Annotated in this window: 16 protein-coding genes and 1 riboswitch; of the genes, 7 read left to right on the top strand and 9 right to left on the bottom strand. The window is 39.6% G+C overall.

Annotation, left to right across the window (positions count from 1 at the left end; translation table 11 throughout):
- Positions 1-290 precede the first annotated feature (290 nt).
- On the top strand, positions 291-1,595 hold the full coding sequence (locus FZF08_RS03325) for an amidohydrolase (protein WP_159467177.1): 1,305 nt from the start codon (positions 291-293) through the stop codon (positions 1,593-1,595).
- Between the two features lie 393 nt (positions 1,596-1,988).
- Here the strand turns inward: FZF08_RS03325 and FZF08_RS03320 are convergent, their stop codons facing one another.
- From FZF08_RS03320 to FZF08_RS03305, 4 genes are all read right to left on the bottom strand, one after another.
- Positions 1,989-2,330, bottom strand: coding sequence for a four helix bundle protein (locus FZF08_RS03320; protein WP_229216397.1), 342 nt, complete (start codon positions 2,328-2,330; stop codon positions 1,989-1,991).
- A 116-nt stretch (positions 2,331-2,446) separates the two neighbouring features.
- Positions 2,447-3,247, bottom strand: coding sequence for an SDR family oxidoreductase (locus tag FZF08_RS03315; protein ID WP_159467175.1), 801 nt, complete (start codon positions 3,245-3,247; stop codon positions 2,447-2,449).
- Between the two features lie 15 nt (positions 3,248-3,262).
- Positions 3,263-4,198 carry an LD-carboxypeptidase gene (locus tag FZF08_RS03310; protein WP_159467174.1) on the bottom strand — a complete coding sequence of 312 codons (936 nt, stop codon included), beginning with the start codon at positions 4,196-4,198 and terminating at the stop codon, positions 3,263-3,265.
- 75 nt (positions 4,199-4,273) lie between these two features.
- On the bottom strand, positions 4,274-4,600 hold the full coding sequence (locus FZF08_RS03305; protein ID WP_229216396.1) for a DUF721 domain-containing protein: 327 nt from the start codon (positions 4,598-4,600) through the stop codon (positions 4,274-4,276).
- Between the two features lie 203 nt (positions 4,601-4,803).
- Positions 4,804-4,912, top strand: a riboswitch (SAM riboswitch).
- Positions 4,913-5,099: 187 nt separating this feature from the next.
- On the opposite strand from FZF08_RS03305, the gene FZF08_RS03300 reads away from it, so the two are divergent.
- The 5 genes from FZF08_RS03300 (at position 5,100) to FZF08_RS03280 (ending at position 10,314) form a co-directional block, all read left to right on the top strand.
- Complete coding sequence (locus tag FZF08_RS03300) at positions 5,100-6,404, top strand: O-acetylhomoserine aminocarboxypropyltransferase/cysteine synthase family protein (protein ID WP_159467173.1); 1,305 nt, start codon at positions 5,100-5,102, stop codon at positions 6,402-6,404.
- Between the two features lie 76 nt (positions 6,405-6,480).
- A complete protein-coding gene (gene metX, locus FZF08_RS03295) occupies positions 6,481-7,533 on the top strand; it encodes a homoserine O-acetyltransferase (protein ID WP_159467325.1) in 1,053 nt (350 codons plus the stop codon).
- Between the two features lie 163 nt (positions 7,534-7,696).
- Entirely contained in the window at positions 7,697-8,482 is a 786-nt protein-coding gene (locus FZF08_RS03290) for a M48 family metalloprotease (RefSeq protein WP_159467172.1), read from the top strand.
- A 70-nt stretch (positions 8,483-8,552) separates the two neighbouring features.
- Positions 8,553-9,461 (top strand): AraC family transcriptional regulator, encoded by a 909-nt coding sequence (locus FZF08_RS03285; protein ID WP_159467171.1) that lies wholly within the window; start codon positions 8,553-8,555, stop codon positions 9,459-9,461.
- A gap of 70 nt (positions 9,462-9,531) precedes the next feature.
- Complete coding sequence (locus tag FZF08_RS03280; protein ID WP_229216395.1) at positions 9,532-10,314, top strand: SDR family NAD(P)-dependent oxidoreductase; 783 nt, start codon at positions 9,532-9,534, stop codon at positions 10,312-10,314.
- Positions 10,315-10,390: 76 nt separating this feature from the next.
- Here the strand turns inward: FZF08_RS03280 and FZF08_RS03275 are convergent, their stop codons facing one another.
- From FZF08_RS03275 to FZF08_RS03255, 5 genes are all read right to left on the bottom strand, one after another.
- A complete protein-coding gene (locus tag FZF08_RS03275) occupies positions 10,391-11,161 on the bottom strand; it encodes a glycerophosphodiester phosphodiesterase family protein (RefSeq protein ID WP_159467169.1) in 771 nt (256 codons plus the stop codon).
- Between the two features lie 352 nt (positions 11,162-11,513).
- Positions 11,514-13,832, bottom strand: coding sequence for an FdhF/YdeP family oxidoreductase (locus FZF08_RS03270; protein ID WP_409012633.1), 2,319 nt, complete (start codon positions 13,830-13,832; stop codon positions 11,514-11,516).
- Between the two features lie 2 nt (positions 13,833-13,834).
- Complete coding sequence (locus FZF08_RS03265) at positions 13,835-14,203, bottom strand: DUF7009 family protein (protein ID WP_159467167.1); 369 nt, start codon at positions 14,201-14,203, stop codon at positions 13,835-13,837.
- 18 nt (positions 14,204-14,221) lie between these two features.
- Positions 14,222-15,052, bottom strand: a complete 831-nt coding sequence (fdhD, locus tag FZF08_RS03260) for a formate dehydrogenase accessory sulfurtransferase FdhD (protein WP_159467166.1) — start codon at positions 15,050-15,052, stop codon at positions 14,222-14,224.
- Positions 15,053-15,063: 11 nt separating this feature from the next.
- Positions 15,064-15,666 carry an NTP transferase domain-containing protein gene (locus FZF08_RS03255; RefSeq protein WP_159467165.1) on the bottom strand — a complete coding sequence of 201 codons (603 nt, stop codon included), beginning with the start codon at positions 15,664-15,666 and terminating at the stop codon, positions 15,064-15,066.
- 207 nt (positions 15,667-15,873) lie between these two features.
- On the opposite strand from FZF08_RS03255, the gene FZF08_RS03250 reads away from it, so the two are divergent.
- A complete protein-coding gene (locus FZF08_RS03250; RefSeq protein ID WP_159467164.1) occupies positions 15,874-16,917 on the top strand; it encodes a hypothetical protein in 1,044 nt (347 codons plus the stop codon).
- Positions 16,918-17,137 lie beyond the last annotated feature (220 nt).

The raw sequence follows: 17,137 nt of genomic DNA, 5'->3' as shown, positions 1-17,137 counted from the left end.
TAAGATTTGTTTTTGATGAATATAATAATTGTTATAAAAATAATAATAAGTTTATTTATTTCAACGTATAGCAGTGTTTTCTACAATTAAGATTTGGTTTATTTGGTTCCCCGGAATTGGCTTCACTCGAAAAACAAGAGATAAATAGCAGAGGTAAATCCATTAATTGTGACCGGTGATAACATTGGTTTTAAAGCTGAGGTTTTAAGCAAATGGAAAAATCATTATTTCTGACTACTTTGGTTGAGTAAAGAATTATTTCTACCTAATTTATAAACATCACTCTTATTATGCGCAGGCTTTTACTTCTAACCAGCTTGACTTTTGCTGGCTTTTCTTCCTTTTCTCAGTCCCCGTTAAGTACCAAAATTGACCAGAAATCGAAATCGATTGAGCCCAAAATCATCGAATGGCGCAGGGATTTTCATCAGCACCCTGAACTTGGAAATCGGGAATTCAAAACGGCTGAAAAGATAGCTGCCCATTTAAAAAGTCTGGGAATTGAAGTGCAGACGGGCTTTGGACATACCGGTGTTGTCGGTTTGCTCAAAGGTGGAAAACAGGGTCCCGTTGTCGCTTTACGTGCGGATATGGATGGTCTGCCGGTAACGGAAAGAGTAGATGTTCCGTTTAAATCTACGGTTACAACAGATTATAACGGGCAAAAAGTGGGTGTGATGCATGCTTGTGGACACGATACACATATTTCTATTCTGATGGGAGTGGCCGAAGTTTTGTCTTCTGTGAAAGCTGATTTGAAAGGAACGGTTAAATTCATTTTCCAACCGGCAGAAGAAGGCGCTCCGGAAGGTGAAGAAGGTGGTGCAAAATTGATGATCAAAGAAGGTGTACTGGAAAATCCAAAAGTGGATGCGATTTTCGGTCTGCATATTAACTCTCAAACGGAAGTTGGGAAAATTGGGTACAAGCCAGGGGCAACCATGGCAGCGGTTGACTTTTTCAGTATTGATGTAAAAGGAAAACAAACGCATGGTGCTTATCCATGGTCGGGAGTGGATCCAATTGTTACCTCTGCCCAAATTGTTATGGGTTTACAAACGATCGTCAGTCGTAATCTTGATCTTACAAAAGCGCCTGCTGTTGTAACAATTGGTGCAATCAATGGCGGAATTCGCCAGAATATTATCCCGGAAGAGGTGAAAATGATCGGTACCATCCGGACTTTCGATGAAGATATGCACATAAAAGTGCACAAACGTATCACGGAAATTGCCACTAATATTGCTGAAAGTGCAGGTGCAAAAGCAGATGTAAATATCGGAATACTTTATCCGGTAACGTATAATGATATTCCTTTGACAGAAGAAATGATCGGTACTTTAAAGGATGTTGCGGGAAAGGATAATGTAAAACTTGTACCGGCGGCATCAGGCGCAGAAGATTTCTCCTTTTTCCAGCAAAAGGTACCTGGATTTTTCTTCTTTTTAGGAGGAATGCCCGTTGGGAAGGATCCTTTGACAGCCTCAGCACACCATACGCCTGATTTCTTTATTGATGATAGCGGAATGTTATTGGGAGTGAGATCTTTGAGTCGATTGACTGTTGACTATATGGAGAAAAAAGCACGTAAATAATGGTTAAGGGTTAATTGTTAAGGGTTAATGATGGTGGATTCAATGTTTGAGTCTCGTTCATTAACCCTTAACCATTGACAATTAACAATTAATTATTAGGGGTTAATGATGGTGGATTCAATGTTTGAGTCTCGTTCATTAACCCTTAACCATTGACAATTAACAATTAATTATTAGGGGTTAATGTTGGCGGATTCGATGTTTGAGTCTCGTTCATTAACCCTTAACCATTGACAATTAACAATTAATTATTAGGGGTTAATGATGGTGGATTCGATGTTTGAGTCTCGTTCATTAACCCTTAACCATTGACAATTAACAATTAATTATTAGGGGTTAATGATGGTGGATTTGATGTTTGAGTCTCATTCATTAACCCTTAACCATTGACCATTAATTGTTAATCTTGCTTGTTTTGATAATTGTTGTGATCAGTTTTATGATTTCAACGGCGTCTGCGTTAATATTATCAAACTGTTCTTGTGTTAGAAATTCAGTTGCAGTCAAAAGTTCAAGCCAATAAATGGTCTCGTTTCTTTCTTTTTGGGCAACCGACATTTTGTGCTTGAAGTCAGTCTTACTTTCAGCATGTTCAGCTTCCCGCACCATAGCGCCTACACTCGTGCCACTTCGCAATAACTGCTTTGACAGAACATATTCTTTTTTACTATTACACAAATACTGATAAAGCCTGACAATCCGAATCGCAAAAGCAAAGCTTTTGTCCTTAACCATATTTTCCCTCATTTTTATAGTGTGTTTGGTCTGGAAGCATTAACCCTTAATAAGTAACCCTTAAAATAGTGTGTTTGATTGAGCATCATTAACAATTAACCCTTAATCATTAACAATTATTCCGGTGTATTTTTTCGTACCTGGTCAAATAACAAATTCGGTAAAAACCTCTTCAGATATATAGCCGCTACTTCGGTAAATCCTCCAATATAAATCTCCTTTTTATCCTTTTTGACTGCATTCAGAATTTGTCTTGCACATTCTTCAGGTGCGATTCCTTTTTCCTGATTGGCGTCCATTTTACCAAATTTCTCACCTTTTTCATTGATTGCATTCACAGAAACGTTGGTACGGATATAACCCGGACAAATCGTTGTTACCTTAATGTTGTCGTTATAAGATTCTGCTCTTAAAGAATCGTAAAAACCCTGTAATGCGTGTTTAGAAGCATTATATCCGGATCGCATAATTGTTCCGATTTTCCCTGCTACGCTGCTGATCACGATAAAATGTCCACTTTGCTGTTTGATCATATAAGGCAAAATTGCTTTTGTAATAGCCACAGTGCTGTAAAAATTGACATCCATCAATTTCTTATAAATTTCAAGATCGGTATCTTTGATATAAGACCTCTGGCTGATTCCGGCATTGTGTACCATAATATCAATCCGTTGAAATTTTGCCATAATCTCAGCAGCAGCGCCCTCAGCTTTGTCGAATTCAGTAACATCAAAAGGAAGAATCAAAACCGAGGAATCCGGTAAGCCGGTTGCTAATTTTACACGTTCCAGTTCTTCTTCTCTTCTTGCTGTCAAAACCAGTTTTGCGCCTTCTTTGGCAAATGCCATCGCGATTGCTTCTCCAATGCCGGAAGAGGCACCGGTAATCCAGACAACTTTATTTTGAAATGTATCCATGCTAAAAATTCAACTTTATATAATGGTAGGAGCGGAGGATAAAAAGTGAAGTTCCACACCTTCTTTGTTAACGTCAAGATAAGCATTCATACCCACAGCGATGGCGCGGTTATCCGCTACATGTCCGACGGGGAAATTGAAAGAAACCGGGTAATCATATTCTGCAACATGCTCGTGGATGATTTCATAAGCCGTTTTTCCAAAAGAAGGCGTTGAATTGTCCTTCATATCAGTAAATTGCCCAACGATTAAACCTGCCAAATGACTAAGTTTTCCAGCCCGTTTCATCTGGATCATCATCCGGTCCAGATTGTACAAATATTCGTTGAGATCTTCAATAAAAAGAATTTTTCCTTCGGTGTCAATCTGTGTATTTGAACCGATTAAGTGTGCCAGCAAACAGAGATTTCCACCCACAATTTCAGCTACCGCGCTGCCGTTTCGGTTCAGAGGATTTGGTTCAACCGAATATCCCGGAAGCTCACCAAATAAAATCGATCGCAAAGATTCCGCTGCTTTTTCCGCACCTTCCTGGGTGATGGATTTAGCCATTGGAGCATGCACGCTGGCATAACCGAGCTGGTATAACTGTGAAAGAATGGCCGTCAGATCGCTGAATCCAACAATCCACTTTGGAGATTTGATGAAGTCAGTAAAATCGAGCCGATCAATGATTCTGGAACAACCATACCCGCCACGGGCAGCGATAATCGCTTTGATCGACGGATCATCGAGCATTGCCTGCAAATCGGCTATTCTGTCTTCATCCGTTGCTGAAAATTGATTGTAAGAAGACTTTAATGTTTTTCCTTCAACAACTTTTAATTTCCATTTATCGCGAAATAAGCTGATTCCAGGAAGTATATCATCATAATGGATAGCGCTGGCGGGTGCAACAATCCCTATTTTATCACCTGGTTGTAAAAAAGGCGGAATTTGTATAGTGGGCATAGTAATAAGTGCGCAGATCTTATATGCAGTTGGTGGTTGATTTGTTAGAATGGATATCAGATTGATCCGTTTAGATTATATGAAAACGACATCTTCCACGAGGTCAGATTTCATTTCGCGATTGATCAATTCGATAATTTTTGATTTTGCACGAACAAGCTCGCTTCTTAACGGAGCCGATTCAATATGAAGAAAGAGGATTCGGTCTTTGATGTAAATACTTTTTGTCCGGGAGGCAATGGCTGATCCCATAATTTTATCCCAATGCGCCACAACATACGACTGATCAAACCGGCTTCTGAGTTTGTAGCGGTCAATCATCATATCTATCGCCTCTTTAAGCGGAGTAATCCCCGGTTTTCGGGAAGATTTTTCTTTGTCGAAACGATAATGCATTGCCATAAAAATGTACTTTATACAAAGATAGGACAAAGCAGGGAAGGCTGGAAGGAGAAAATAAAAGAATGATAAAAAACAGTAAAACAATAGAAGAGATTAATCATACGCGTATCGATTCGACTAAAATTTAATAGCAATATTTGTTTTTCCCGCCTTCCGGGCTTATCATTGCATCATCAAGTCAATTTGCTTCACTTTTAGCGGTTGATTTATAAAGAAGAGGCGAGAGAATAGGCTCTACGAACCTCTGGCAACCTACTCATGCGTCGAGAAAGGTGCTAATTCCTACCTAAGCTGTTTTAGGAGATATAAAATCAAACGCGCATGAACATTATTAGAATTTCCGCAAGCCGGAGGGCTTCGTCCTCGTATCTACAATTGATAAGCAAAGCTTCTCAACAGCATTTCCGTATGGTTTTTCCAATGAGGTTTTGTTGCCGTTTTTCCTGAATTTTTTGTAGTTAGTTAATATTTGCCGCACAAATAAACCTTTCAAAAAAGTATGTCAAACACAACGTATCAGTTCGAAACACTTCAATTACATGCAGGTCAGGAACCCGATCCGGTTACCAATGCCCGCGCTGTGCCAATTTATCAGACAACCTCTTACACGTTCAACAGTTCAGAACACGGTGCAAATCTGTTCGGGTTGAAAGAATTTGGAAACATCTATACCCGGATCATGAATCCGACGACTGATGTTTTTGAAAAAAGACTGGCTGCTCTGGAAGGAGGAGTTGCGGCTTTGGGTGTTGCTTCGGGCCATGCGGCGCAGTTTCTGGCTATTAATAATATTACAACCGTTGGCGACAATTTTGTTTCTACTTCCTTTTTATATGGTGGAAGTTTTAACCAGTTTAAAAATTCCTTCAAAAATATCGGCGTTGAAGCACGTTTCGCGGATGGCGACGATATTTCAAGTTTTGAAAAACTGATTGACGATAAAACAAAAGCGATTTATCTGGAAACGATAGGTAACCCAAGTTACAGCATTCCGGATTTTGAAGCTTTTTCTGCTTTGGCAGCAAAATATGACTTGCCGATTATTGTAGATAATACTTTCGGTGCAGGTGGTGCAATTTGTCAGCCAATCAAATGGGGCGCACATATTATTGTTGAATCTGCTACAAAATGGATTGGTGGACACGGTACTACGATGGGCGGGGTCATTGTTGACGCCGGTACTTTTGACTGGGGAAATGGAAAATATCCACAATTTACAGAACCGTCGCCAAGTTATCACGGACTGGTTTTTAACGACGTTTTTGGTAAAAACGGACCTTTCGGAAATATCCAGTTTATCATTCGTGCACGCGTCGAAGGTCTTCGTGACTGGGGACCGTCTCAAAGTCCGTTTAATTCCTTTTTATTATTACAAGGATTAGAGACGCTCACACTTCGCGTGGAACGTGCAAGTGAAAATGCGTTGGCTTTGGCAATCTGGCTGGAAGGACATCCAGACGTTGAATTTGTTAATTATCCTGGTTTGGCTAGTAACAAATACAAAGCACTGGCTGAAAAATATTTGAGCAGAGGTGCCGGATCAGTACTTTCTTTCAAACTAAAAGCGGGAAAAGAAGCCGCGGATACTTTCGTGAATTCTGTAAAATTGACAAGCCATCTGGCCAATGTCGGTGATTCGAAAACACTGATCATCCACCCGGCCAGTACAACACATTCCCAGCTTTCGGAAACTGAGCAGGAACATGCAGGCGTTGCACCCGGGTTATTGCGGCTGTCTGTTGGGATTGAACATATTGAAGATATAAAGGCAGACCTTCAGCAGGCTTTTGAAGCTGTGAGGTAATACCATGGTCAGGGAGTTAATTTTAACTCCTTGATTTTAAATAGTTTTAGTATTTAAACTTAGTGCTTTGGCACGTATGCAAGCGGAACACAAGATTTTTAGATATCCCTATGCCTATCCTTTGGAATTGGGACGTGAACTACCAGGTTTTGAATTGTCGTACTCGACGTACGGTACCCGAAATCCGGAGGATGATAATATTGTCTGGATTTGTCATGCTTTAACCGGCAATTCTGATGCTGCCGAATGGTGGGACGGTTTGGTTGGTGATGGCAAATACATTAATTCAGAAAAGGACTTTATCATTTGTGTCAATGTCCTCGGGTCAGCTTATGGTTCAACAGGGCCTATGTCGATCAATCCAAAAACACAGAAACCGTACTTTCGGGATTTTCCGACGATTACGGTAAAGGACGTGGTTGGGACACTGGAAATTCTTCGCCAGGAGCTTGACATACAAAAAATTAAACTTTGTATAGGCGGGTCTTTGGGTGGACAGCAGGCGTTGGAATGGTCTGTTGAGGCCCCGGATCTTTTCGAAGAACTGATTTTAATTGCCTCAAATGCACTGCATTCTCCCTGGGGAGTCGCTTTCAACGAATCCCAGCGAATGGCGATTGAGGCGGATCAAACCTGGCAGGAAGATCACGAAGATTCCGGGAAAATGGGCATGCGCGCAGCACGTTCCATGGCTTTGCTTTCTTACCGAAACTACGATACTTACAATTTCACCCAGGCCCGTGATAATCCTGATCAGATAGACGATTTTCGGGCGTCATCCTATCAGCAATATCAGGGCGATAAGTTTGTAAAAAGGTTTAATGCGTATTCCTATTGGACACTTTCCAAAATTATGGATTCGCATAACGTAGGAAGAAATCGTGGAGGAATCGTGCACGCGTTGGGATTGGTTAAAGCCAAAACACTTGTTTTAGGTATAAAATCAGATTTACTTTTTCCGGTGTCCGAACAACAATTCTTAGCCCGTCACATTCCTGATGCTGTATTTCAGGAAATCGATTCCCTGTACGGTCACGACGGATTTTTGATTGAATACAAACAATTAACGCAGGTTATCCGCGCCTGGCGTGAAACCAACGGACAATTACAAACTGCAAAAATTGGTTGATAAAAAATTGGTATAAATGAAAAAGTCCTGTGCAAACCGCAGGACTTTTCGTTTTAAAACCCATTGCCGTAGGCAAGGCCGACATTGTAGCCGCGGATTTTAATCCACGGGAATATAAATTGATTTTCATCCGACTTTTCCATATTTGACAAATTAAAGAACCATGTTATCCAATCAAATCCGGAAATACACAACAGGGATTATCCTGATTGTCATCGTGGTTTTAATCTCTGTTTTATTATTTTTCAGAAAAACGCAGCTCAATCCCGTAACCGGTAAAAAGCAGCATATTAACCTTACGCATCAACAGGAAATCGAGCTCGGACTTGAATGTGCTCCGGATATGGCAGCCAGATTCGGCGGCCTTTATTCGAATACGGATATAAAAAATAAAGTGAAAGTAATTGGTCAAAAACTCGTAGCGGTAAGGCAGGTAAGTAAATCTCCCTACCAATTTGATTTTCATATACTTGCTGATTCACAAATGGTTAATACTTTTTCATTTCCTGGCGGACAGATTTTTATTACCAGAGGATTGTTGAAATTGCTTAAAACGGATGATGAAATCGCCATTATATTAAGTCATGAAATAGGACATGTGATGGGGCGGCATACCACGGAAAAGTTGTCTGGATTTGATATTCTGGAAAAATTTAAAGATTCAACACATGTTATAACCAATTATAGCCCTAACCAGATCAACAGCTACATAACCGATCTTTTGAAGATTACTTTTGATTCAGAGGAAGAAAGCGAAGCTGACGAACTGGCGCTGAAATACATGGTTGAAGCAGGATATAATCCCAAGGCATTTCCGGAGATTCTGGAAAAACTTAGTGGAAAATCAGAAATTCCTGGTGCAGAAGATTTTCTAAACAGGCATCCGGTTCCTGAAAACAGGATTGAAAATCTGAAAAGTACCATTATAAAGTACCATAAACGTAAATAAAGCGGCGCCTGTTTTCTTTTATAATAACAATTATTTTTCAATAAAGATTTGAAATTCGTAATTTTGGACTATGGCGAAAATACTCACAGTGCAGGATTTTTATAAAGAGGCTTCCCTGCTAATCCCGGAAAGGATTCAGAAGGAAATCGGGCACTTTAACGTTTTTAAAACCGAAGAAGTTTTTAGTGCCAAGCAAACCAAAATGCCTTATAATAGAAGAGCTTATTACAAGATAAGTTTGATTATCGGGCGAAACCGGGCTGAATATGCTGATAAGGTTATAGAGATTGAAAAGAATGCGCTGCTATTTGCTACACCACAAATTCCCTACAACTATCATTCGCTTGACGATAATCAGACAGGGATTTTTTGCATTTTTTCAGAAGATTTTTTTGTCCAGAGCAATACTGGAGTTGTAATTCCGGATATGCCGGTTTTTCAGCCAGGTGGTAATCCGATCTTTTTTCTTACAGATGAACAAATGGATGAAGTAAAGCTGATTTTCAGTAAAATGCTTCGGGAGTTGGAATCTGATTATGCTTATAAATACGATCTTATCCGCAATTATGTCATAGAATTGATCCATACCGGACAAAAATTACAACCCGTTTCTGCTCTGAATACGGAGACCAACGCATTTCGCCGGATATCTTCATTATTTATGGAGTTGCTTGAAAGACAGTTTCCGGTTGAACCCCCGCATCAAAAATTAAAACTAAGATCGGCTAAAGATTATGCCGATCAGCTTTCGATCCACGTCAACTATCTGAATAAAGTTTTGAAGGAAATGACTGGTAAAACCACTACCGGACTTATTTTGGAAAGAATTGTGCAGGAAGCCAAAATCTTGCTCAAACATACTGACTGGAATATTTCCGAGATTGCGTATAGTCTGGGCTTTGAAGAACCTGCGCATTTTAATAATCTGTTTAAGAAACATACCAGTCTTACACCGAAGTCATTTAGGTCCTGGATTTGATTTTTGTAATTCCTGATTTGAAATCTGCAAGATAGCTTGCGCTAAGGTGCTGTACCTTTGTTCTATCAAAATGAAAAAACAAAAAAAGATGGAATCGACAAATAAAATTGCTCTTGTAACAGGCGGAAGCCGTGGATTAGGGAAAAATATGGCGCTAACACTGGCGCAAAAAGGGAATGACGTTATTATCGTTTACCGTACGAATGAAAATGAAGCGAATGAAGTAGTTGCTGAAATTGAGAAATTAGGAAGAGCTGCGGCAGCGGTTCAACTGGATGTGGCAAGTACCAAAGCATTTAAAGGATTTTTTGAAGCTATTTCAACTTTATTGAAAGAAAAATGGGGACGTGAAACTTTTGATTTTCTTATCAATAATGCAGGAATTGATCGTTCGTCTGCCTTTGCAGATACAACCGAAGAAGATTTTGATGAGTTAATCAATGTTCATTTCAAAGGTGTTTATTTCCTTACTCAAAAAGCATTGCCCCTATTGGCGGATGGCGGAAGAATAGTAAATTTATCAAGCGGACTGGCAAGATTTGCAACTCCTGGTTATGCAGCCTATGGATCAATTAAAGGGGCCATTGAAGTGTTTACGCGTTACTTGGCTAAGGAATTGGGCCATCGTGGAATCACAGCCAACGTTGTTGCACCCGGTATTATCCACACCGATTTTACAAAACGTGCTTTTGCTTCGCATGAAGGAATGGAAGCCCATATGAATTCTATTACAGCACTTGGAAGAGTCGGTCTGCCTGAAGATATCGGTGGAATTGTGGCATTCCTGTGTTCAAAAGAAGCTGGCTGGATTAATGCTCAGCGTATTGAAGCATCGGGCGGAATGAATTTGTAATTACCGTTTTAAGTAATAAAAAATGAGCAGCAGTATCAATCTCCGATATTGCTGCTCATTTTTTATTGTTAGAATCTTATTTCAATAACTCAAACAATTGCTCCGGCTCGTTGGTGGTAATGAAATCTACCTTCTTGTCAATAAACCACTGCATGGTTGATTTATCGTTGACTGTCCAGGCATTGGTTGTCAGCTTTTTTTTATGCATTTCTTCAATATAGTTCTCGTTCTTTTTGTAAACAGAATAGTGGTAATCAATTCCTGATAACCCCGCTGCAAGAATTTCAGCCGGCGTTTTATCTCCGTTTAAATATTCAACATGTGCTTTTGGAGCCAGTTGTTTCACTTTCAAACAAACATCAAAATCGAAGGCGATGTAGTCCGTGATTTTTTCAACTTTTAATTTTTTTACCATTTCAACACATTTGGTAGTCAAAGCCAATGAGCGTTCTTTGTTGATAGACGACGTTTTGATCTCCAATATCAAACGTGTGTTTTTCTGTTTTCCACCAGTTTTTAGGTAAGCTTCAAGCGTTGGAAGTGTTTCTCCGTTGGCTAATTTTATTTGAGATAATTCCTGAGAAGTTGCCTTTTCAATGTCCGTTCCCTGAATGATATGATCATGATTAACAAAAAGAACTGAGTCAGTTGACATATGTACGTCAAATTCGCTGCCGTAACAACCCAACTTGATAGCATGTTCCAGTGCTGCAATGGAATTTTCGGTCGCACCAGTATTTTTCCAGGCACCACGATGCGCGATTACTCTTGTTTTATTTTGTGACATACCATCAATCGAAATCAGGCAAAATAGCGAAACGGCAAATGCCAGAATATTTTTTTTCATTTTAATAGATTTAACTTTTAATACAAGACTCAATACCGTGTTTTCTACCAGTCCAAAGTCTGGTAAGTAGCCGCGAAAGTACTGTTTTTTAAGAATGGGGATGTTAGGTGTGTGTTAAGAAATGGCTTTTTCGAAAGTCTAAATAAAGCAATGGCTAAGGCTCGGGGAGTTCTGGGCTTGTTCATGCACCCAAGGTTGAAACCCTGGGTTAGTTTTTTTGCGTTGAAAAGTAATGGCCAAAGCCAAGGGAACTTTCAAAGCTTGTTCGTGTACCGGGGTTGAAAATCTGTTTAGGTTTTTGGATTGATGCGAAGATACTAACCCAGGGCTTTAGCCATAGTCCGCAACCAGATCACGCCATTATTTCCAGATGCTTCTTAATCTTCAAAATTACCTGTTTGGAAGTAGGCGTATTACTTTTGTCCGCCACGCTGCTTACTGGTACAAGTACATTCGTTTCCGGGAAATAAGTGGCTGTACAGCCTTCCGGAATCGGGTATTTAACGATAATGAATTTATTGGCAACACGTTCAATACCATCGTGGTTATTGACGAGGTCAACGACATCCCCATCTTTCAATCCACGACTGCTGATATCGTTTTCGTTCATCAAAATCACCCGACGTTCGTTATAAATACCCCGATAGCGGTCGTTTAATCCATAAATTGTAGTATTGAACTGATCGTGGCTTCGAATTGTCATCATCATCAGATCATCTTTTTCCATCGGTAGGGTAGTTACCGGGGCAATATTAAAATGGGCTTTTGTGGTTGGAGTATCAAACGTCCCTTCCCTATTACAATTTGGAAGATAGAAACCTCCCGGTATTCTCACACGCTCATTATATTTCTCAAATCCAGGAATTGTTTTTTCAATTGCATCCCGGATTTTGTCGTAATTGTTTTCGTAATCATCCCAATTTACCGTGCTGGAATTGCCAAATAATGCTTTTGCCAATCGACAGACAATAACCGGCTCACTCAGCAAATCATCAGAAATTGGCTTTAATATTCCTTTGGAAGATTGAATTACGCCCATTGAATTCTCACAGGAAATAAATTGTTTTTCACCGTTGACAGAATCAATATCACTTCTTCCCAGACATGGTAAAATGATCGCTTCCTCACCGTGAACCAAATGGCTGCGGTTCAATTTTGTGGAAACGTGAACCGTAAGGCTGCATTTTCTTAAAGCTTCGGCGGTATATATGGTATCTGGCGTTGCGGAAACGAAATTTCCACCCATGCCGAAAAAGATTTTGGCCTTGCCTGCGTGCATGGCTTTGATGCTATTGACTACATCTAATCCATGCTCTTTTGGTGGCACAAATCCGAAATTCTCTTCGATTTTTTGTAATAAATCGTCGGTTGGCTTTTCCCAGATTCCCATCGTCCGGTCGCCCTGCACGTTGCTGTGGCCGCGAACCGGGCAAGTTCCTGCACCAGGTTTTCCGATGCTGCCTTTTAGCAAAAGCAAATTAACAACTTCTTTGATCGTGTCAACAGCATTTTTATGCTGTGTCAAACCCATGGCCCAGCAGACGATTATTTTTGTTTTATGTTTTAAAATCTCAACTGTTTCCTTAATCTGAGTGAGCGAAATTCCACAGGTTTTGATTAACTCATCCAGATTTTGCTCCTTAATATGCTGCTTGAAATCTTCAACGCCAATCGTGTTTTTCTTAATAAAATCCAGATCCAGAACTGAGCCTGGATTTTTTTCGTCTTCTTCAATCAACAGCATCTGAATTGCTTTCAATAAAGCCATGTCGCCGTTAATCTTGATATGTAAAAAAAGATCCGTCAATGCAGTATCAATATCCAGAACACCTTTTACGGTTTGCGGATTACTAAAACCCATTAAACCGGTTTCGGGCAGTGGGTTCGCAGAAATTATTTTCGCACCATTTCGCTTTCCTTTTTGTAGTGCAGAAAGCATTCTTGGATGATTCGTGCCTGGATTTTGTCCCAAAATAATGATCACTTCCGCTTCGTACAGATCGGATAATTTAACGGAGCCTTTTCCAATTCCCAGAGATTCTCCTAACGCTACGCCACTACTTTCATGGCACATATTGCTGCAATCCGGGAGATTATTGGTACCATATTCTCTTACAAAAAGCTGGTATAAAAAGGCCGCTTCATTGCTCGTACGACCGGAAGTATAGAAAATCGCTTCATCCGGAGAAGCCAGGTTTTTTAAGGAAGCTGCGATTTTACCAAACGCATCGTCCCAGGAAATCGGTTGATAATGTGTCGCACCTTTTGGTAGAAACATTGGCTGGGCAACTCGTCCTTTACCGCCAATTTCGTAATCTGATAATTTAGCAAGATCTGAAACTGAATTTTCTGCGAAGAAAGAAGGCGTGAGTTTTTTTGCTGTTGCTTCTTCTGCAACCGCTCGCGCTCCGTTTTCACAATATTCCGCGACAGGTGAACGCTCGTCGTCGGGATCCGGCCAGGCGCAGCTTGGACAATCAAATCCGCCTTTTTTATTCAAACTCCAAAGCGCTTTCATTCCCCTGCTAAAACCTGCTTCGCCAACCACTTTTTCCATACTGGAAACTACGGCGGGAATTCCGGCGGCTATGGTTTTGATTTTTCCTCGCTTTAATCCTGTGAATTTTTCAGGGTTTTCAGCGTCTGGTATTGATGAATTGTCCATGTCCATGGTTAGCAGGTTTTATTTGGGTTTTCAAAATTGTCGGATTGGTCTTCGGTTACATTATCCAGACATTTAAAATCTTTTTCCAGCAGGAGATACAAAGTTTCATCTTTACTTATCTCCATGTTAGCGTCAAAACCAATAATATTATTTTCCGCCCAGTTTGCCAGTAAGGATTGGGGAACAGACATTGTAATTTTGTCATCGGCATAAGCCGCAGTCAGTTCTGTGATTCCTTTTTTCTTTTGCAAACAATAATAAAAAGCATTATTTCCAAAAGAGGTTTTTTCTTCAATATAGCCAATCGCCGACAGTGTATCTACCTCAGTTTTTGATAGCCGAATCCTGATGGAATTGCCCTGAATTCTTATTTTCATAGTGTTGATTTCTCTAAGTCAAAGTGTTATCCTCTGACTTCCTGAATAAATGTTAAATCTTTCTTGACCCAAAAAGCCGATCAGTGTCATACCAAAATCTTCTGCTAGTTGTAATGCCAAACTGGATGGGGCACCGATCGCGGCTACGATTTTAATTCCAGCCATACTCGCCTTTTGAATTAATTCAAAACTTGCTCTTCCGCTTAGCAATAAAATCGTATTTGACAAAGGCAGCTGTTCTGATATAAAGGATGCGCCGATGACTTTGTCTAACGCATTATGGCGACCAACGTCTTCCCGAAGCAAAAGAAAATTTCCTGCCAGATCGAAAAGCGCGGAGGCATGTAAGCCACCTGTATTTTGAAATACTTCCTGCTCTTTTCTTAACGTCGTCTGCAAAGTGTAAAACAAATCTGCGGGTACTGATATATTATCTTTTTCTTGTTGGAAACAAGAAACCGTTTTAATTGCGTCAATACTGGATTTTCCGCAAACGCCGCAGCTGGATGTTGTGTAAAAATTCCGTTCGGATGTATGAAGTTTTGGAACGACGTTTTCTGCTAATGTCACGGTTACTTTGTTTTCATCAAGCAAATCGGACTTTGCATGTTCAATTTGATTTCTGTAACTAATAATGCCTTCGGTAAATAAAAATCCAATGGCTAATTCTTCGTCATTACCAGGCGTCCGCATCGTGACTGAAATGCTTTTCTTCGTTTGATTGTCGGACAGGTCATATTTTATCTGAATTTCCAACGGTTCTTCCACCGCGAGCTGATCATCGGCCTCGATAATTCCGTTGGTAGAAACCTTCTTGATACTGATATGTTTAACCGAATCTTTTAACATGAAAATGTAATTCAAAATTGAATTTTACGGATAATATTTTCCTTTGCAAGCTGGCAATCCTCAGGGGTATCGACGCTTACGAGATTTTTTGAACGTGCCGGATGATATTTTCCAGCTTCATTTTCATTCAAAAAATGTTGTATTGAAAATTCACTTTTGTCATACATACGCAGAATTTCGTTTTTGGATTTTTGTGAATACCATGCAAGCAGCGGTTCGTACAAATCATGCTCCTGGTTATAGAATGCGGAGGCGATTTTTTCCTCGTTTACTGATTTCGCAAATTCTTTTAAATCTTTCGTGGTAATATATGGATAATCGCAGCCCACAACTAGAAAATCGCGATTAGGATAGTAATTAAAGGCCGTCAACAAACCAGCCATCGGTCCAATATTTTCGTATTGAGGCAGGTCAGGAAGCATTTTATACGGTTCCGTGATACTTTCCTTTTGAACGCTGTTGCAACAAATAAAAACCTTGTCACAGACCCATTCCAGCATTTCGTATACATAATAACGCTGCGGTTTTCCATGGTAATCGATCAAACTTTTGTCTGTGCCCATGCGCGTGCTCTGTCCGCCGCAAATGACAAGTCCATACAATTCCTTTCTCATCTAATATCCCGAATTAAAATAGGAGTGAAACCAAAACGTGTAAATTTTTTTTAAGTCAATATAACGTTACAAAATAATTATTGTGATTTGACTCAAAGCTTATCTTTCAATTTAAAACTTAACTTTATCTTTTTAAAGGCAATCATACCGATAAGATTCTGATTTCTAATTGATTTTAGCAGGATTAAATTATTATTAAATATTGTTATGGAGAATAGTGATGTTAAAATTTCCAAAAAGAAGCCAATTTATCCGGTAAGTGCCGAGTTAAGAAAATACCTTCGTTCCTATCAGCGTGAAGCCCGGCTTCCGGTTGGTTATAATGATTTACTTAACTTTTATGAATCGTTTCCGGTAATTGACAAAAACGGAAAAGATACGCTTTGGCAAAGTCCGCTTTATCCGCCATACGATATTGAACGACTGCATAATGGTTTGAAAAAAGCCTATGCTATGTTAAAAGCATCGGGAAATCTCCGCATTGTTGAACATAAGTATATTGATAAAATTGAGTATTGCACTTTTGGGAATTCTAATCCTTTCCGTATCAAAATCGTCAACCGGTTGAACGATATTTATGATTATTTTTATGTAAAAAAAGCGGACGCATCCCGAATTTACGGTTTGGAACTGGAAGAAATTTTTTCTCCTAACCAAGTCAATTACCTGGTTGATGGCAATTCATTGATTGAGGAGCATATTGCCGGAATTCCGGGAGATGTTTTTTTGAAAACGCGTTTGGAACATTCAGATTATAATCCCAAACGTATTGCTAAGGAATTTGTAAAGTTTAATGAACGCTGTATGATTACGCTTTTAGGTGATATGCGTGCATATAATTTCGTCATGCAGATCACGCCGGATTTTGACGATTATCAGTTCCGTTTACGTGCCATCGATTTTGATCAGCAGTTTTATGAAGGAAATATGAAGGTTTACATGCCACAGTATTTTAAGGAAAACTTGTCTTACGTCCAATTGGCAATGGAGCATTTGACAGATAAAACCGTCCTGCAATACCAACAGGAAGAACAATCTTCAATCGTGCATCAGGTACGGAGTGAGCGGCACCGGTTGGCTGCTTTACGGGATGTTTCCAAAAAAGATAATATTTCAACGTCTGAAAAAATCCTTGAATTACGTTCCGGATTAGCACAATTTCATAATAATCCGGATTACTATCGTTGTTTGACTATGACAGATATTATCGAATTAAACGTAAAAAACGTAATCCGGCAAGTGAGGCTATAATGATTAATTGTTAAGGGTTAATTGTTAATGATGGCCTATTCGAAGTTTGTGTTCGAAAATATTTTCCAGGGGTTCTTTGTGTGATAAAACATAAGTCTACGTTTGTGTCCACTCAAAGCAAACGCATTATAATGGTTAATTGTTAAGGGTTAATTGTTAATGATGGCTCGTTTCGAAGTTTGTGTTCGAAAATATTTTCCAGGGGTTCTTTGTCTGANAA

Source organism: Dyadobacter sp. 3J3, from assembly GCF_009801115.1.
Lineage (GTDB): Bacteria > Bacteroidota > Bacteroidia > Cytophagales > Spirosomataceae > Dyadobacter.
The sequence above is the reverse complement of the archived record's forward strand: the minus strand, read 5'-3'. Positions and strand labels throughout refer to the sequence as shown.